This is a genomic window from Rhodococcus sp. BS-15 (genome assembly GCF_000813105.1).
Classification (GTDB): domain Bacteria; phylum Actinomycetota; class Actinomycetes; order Mycobacteriales; family Mycobacteriaceae; genus Rhodococcoides.
In genome coordinates, this window is the sequence record NZ_BAOX01000403.1 from 1 (window position 1) to 3414 (window position 3414).

The following is a 3414-nucleotide window of genomic DNA, read 5'->3' on the forward strand; positions in this document are numbered from 1 at the left end:
CCCGCCGACGCGAAACCCGCCCGCCGATCACCACCATGCCGCACATCCACCAGGGCCACGGCGGAAGCGATGGCCTGTCCCAGGGCAACTCCGGGCGCGTTGCAACGAGGTGATCGCGACCGGCTCGCCCCGCGGTGGCGTCGGCGGCAAGCTCGGTTCCGGTGCTGCCGGTCCAGCCCTGCTCGCGAGCCCACCGCACAGCGGACGGCCCACTCGACACGGTCTCGACGCATCCGATGCCGCCGCACGCACAGGGCGTCGTCGATCCCGGCACAACGATGTGGCCGATGTGCCCGGCGTTTCCGCTGGCACCAGCGACGATCTTCCCGCCCAGCACCAATCCGCCACCGATGCCGGTGGACACCACCAGGCTCAGCACGTCCGGTACCTCGACAGCGGCACCGAAGCGATGTTCACCCAGTGCCGCTGCGCTGCCGTCCATCGCGAGGCGAATATCGGCGTCGGGGAAGATCTCGGCGATGTGGTCGCGCAGCGCGAAGCCGTTCTTCCACTCGTCGATGTTGATCGGCGCAACCGATCCGGTCTCGAGATCAACCGGACCGGAGCACGCGACGCCGATGCGATCGATGTGCTTTCCGGCGGCGATGTCTCGAAGCAGCGGTACGCACGCAGCCCACACGTCGGACACGGGAGTGGGCACCGTTACCGGGTTCTGGGGACGCCCGTCGCTACCGACGAGTGCCGCTGTCATCTTGGTGCCGCCGATGTCGAGTGCGAGTGCCGTCATCGGTCCAGACTATCCAGTTGGTTTCAGTACGAGGACGAGGTTGCTGCCGAGGAATTCGCGGAGTACCGGAACGCGCATCATCCACCAGGCCCAGCGCGGGTGGTAACGCGGGAACGCGGCCAGCAGTGCTGCGTTGGGAGTGCTTCGTGCCCAACGCAATCCGTCTGCTGCGCTGATGTCGAACAGTGATTCACCGAATCGGTTCTTCGGTTCGTGACCGGTGGTGCGGGCGTACCGTCGGGCGGCGTATTCGCCGCCGAGATAGTGCCAGGGCCGGGTCTCGTGGCCACCGAACGGACCGAACCAGATGGTGTACGAGAGCACCGTCAAACCGCCGGGCTTGGTGACCCGCAGCATCTCCTCGGCCATGGTCCACGGCTCGCGTACGTGCTCGGCGACGTTCGAGGAGAAGCAGATGTCCACGCTGTCGTCGCGAAACGGCAGAGCCATCCCGGAGCCGCGCACCGAACCGGGTATCTGCAGGCCTGCTGCGTGCATCTCCGATGCATCGGGTTCGACGGGCAGGTAACGCGCGCAGCTCGCCCCGAACACCTCGGCGAAGTATCCGGGTCCGCCGCCCACGTCCAGTACCGTCGCCGCAGACATGTCGATGCCGGTCAGACCTCGGTACAGGTCGCCGATCAGCTCCACGGAATCTCGGGCCAGGGCCCCGTAGAAGATGTCCGGAGCGCTCTGCTCGTGCCCGAAGTCCTTCAGCAGCGTCACCGAGCGGCGCAGTGTCGCGCGAGAGGCGAACAGACGTGTCACGGCGGAAGTCACGAAAACGAACCCTAGCGGTTACTGTGGCAGCGGTAATCGACTGAGGTCGAGACGAGCATGCGGAAATTGGGTGAAGCGAGCTGTGCGCGAGGTTCTGTTGCTGTGCTGGCGCGATACCGGGCACCCGCAGGGCGGCGGCAGCGAGCGATACCTCGAACAGGTGGGTGCAGGTCTGGCCCGCCGCGGCGTCCGCGTCACGCTGAGGACGGCGTCGTACCCCGGTGCTCCTGCCGAGGAGATCGTCGACGGCATTCGCATCAGTCGCGGTGGTGGGCGCCTGTCGGTGTATCCCCGCGCATTGGCCGCCATTGCCGCCGGACGGCTCGGATTCGGCCCACTCAAAGGCATTGCTCCCGATGCGGTGATCGACACCCAGAACGGCATTCCTTTCTTCTCTCGAGCTGCACTCGGCGTCCCGGTGACGTTGCTGGTGCACCATTGCCACCGCGAGCAGTGGCCCGTCGCCGGTCCGATGATGGCCAAGCTCGGTTGGTGGCTGGAATCGACGGTGTCTCCCCGAGTGCACCGCCGCAATCAGTACCTGACCGTGTCGTTGCCGTCTGCGGACGAGTTGGTCGCTCTCGGCGTCGATCGAGAGCGCATCGCCGTGGTGCGCAACGGTGCCGACGAGATCCCGCAGTCGGTGCCGGAGGGCGACGAGAGCACCCGTACCCCGTATCCGTCACTGACCGTGCTGTCCAGGCTGGTTCCGCACAAGCAGATCGAGGACGCTCTCGATGTCGTCGCGGCGCTGTGCGGTCGGATTCCCGACATCCACCTCGATGTCATCGGAGGCGGCTGGTGGGAGCAGAACCTCCGCGACTACGTGAGCGAACTGGGCATCGAGCATTACGTCACCTTCCACGGGCATGTCGATGAGGAGCGCAAGCACGAGCTGCTCGGTCGGTCCTGGGTGCACGTGATGCCCTCCCGTAAAGAGGGCTGGGGCCTCGCAGTCGTCGAGGCGGCTCAGCACGGCGTGCCGACCGTCGGCTATCGAAGCTCCAAGGGGCTCACCGATTCGATCATCGACGGCGTCACCGGGGTGTTGGTGGGGGGTCTGTCGGTCGGCGACGAGGACCGCCACGTCTCGGGGTTGACTACGGCAGTGTCGGAACTGCTGCTCGACGCAGAGGCCCGAACTCGTCTGGGTGAGAAGGCGCGAGTACGTGCGGCGGAATTCTCCTGGGAGCAGTGCGCAGAAGGTGTCTACTCGGTGCTCGACGCGACGACGCGTGGTTCGTGGTCGTCAGGTCTGGTGGGTGCGCAGCACTCGGATTCGGCCCAGCAGTCCTACCGCTAGTCCCCCGAGAAGCAGCAGTGCCCACGCGAGGTGGGCAACGACGACGGCTGCCGCCGGCCGGCTTTCGGTGAGCACGGGATCGGGTACTCGGTAGAGCGTGAGCTGGTCGTCGGAGTATGCGATGTCCAGGGGATTCAGTGTTTGCTCGGATTCGCCGAGCTCGCCGGGGGTGGTGTTCTCCACCAGTACCCAGCCGACACCCAGCTGTGCGATCACGTTCATGGATTCGCCTGCGAGCAGGGCATTCTGGACCTCCGTCGCGCGCGCCCTTCACCCCGCACCGTGCCGCCCGCGACGATGAGCTCGCCGGTCTGCAGTACGTCCAGTGGCAGCATGCGCGGCGCGGGATCGAGAACGGGAGCACTGCCGCTGTAAGGGAAGCGGCGGAACATCCCGGCCGGTAGTACCGCGACATCGCCGTCGCTGCCCTGCAGTTCGGCTGCGACCGCCTGCCAGGACGCCGGGTACGCCACGGGCCGCATCGAATTCCCGACGCCCCAGCCCAGGTCGGGTAGTGCGATCAGCAGGGCCGATATTGCAACGGCGCTACCGAATCGGGTGCGCTGGACCGCGCTCAGCGCGG

At 66.7% G+C, this 3414-nt stretch carries 3 protein-coding genes and 2 pseudogenes; 1 reads left to right on the forward strand and 4 read right to left on the reverse strand.

All coding sequences use genetic code 11. The features are described from left to right. Both RHBS_RS25790 and RHBS_RS25795 read right to left on the reverse strand, forming a co-directional pair. Window positions 1-748: pseudogene (locus tag RHBS_RS25790) on the reverse strand (ROK family protein); the annotation flags it as partial. 9 nt (window positions 749-757) lie between these two features. After that, the gene (locus tag RHBS_RS25795) at window positions 758-1528 is read right to left on the reverse strand and encodes a class I SAM-dependent methyltransferase (protein ID WP_237669726.1); all 771 of its coding nucleotides are present in this window, start codon (window positions 1526-1528) and stop codon (window positions 758-760) included. Between the two features lie 82 nt (window positions 1529-1610). On the opposite strand from RHBS_RS25795, the gene RHBS_RS25800 reads away from it, so the two are divergent. Next, a complete protein-coding gene (locus tag RHBS_RS25800; RefSeq protein WP_128646816.1) occupies window positions 1611-2831 on the forward strand; it encodes a glycosyltransferase family 4 protein in 1221 nt (406 codons plus the stop codon). Here RHBS_RS25800 and RHBS_RS29315 read toward each other — a convergent pair. Beyond that, window positions 2778-3053, reverse strand: a complete 276-nt coding sequence (locus tag RHBS_RS29315) for a hypothetical protein (protein ID WP_187298638.1) — start codon at window positions 3051-3053, stop codon at window positions 2778-2780. The two genes, RHBS_RS25800 and RHBS_RS29315, sit on opposite strands and share 54 nt — an antisense overlap. Continuing rightward, a pseudogene (locus RHBS_RS29320) lies at window positions 3050-3414 on the reverse strand (hypothetical protein); the annotation flags it as partial. The pseudogene RHBS_RS29320 and the gene RHBS_RS29315, both read right to left, overlap by 4 nt.

What these genes read in the sequence shown, in the direction of transcription:
- RHBS_RS29315 (WP_187298638.1), bottom strand. Translation starts at nt 3,053, where the DNA reads ATGAACGTGATCGCACAGCTGGGTGTCGGCTGGGTACTGGTGGAGAAC.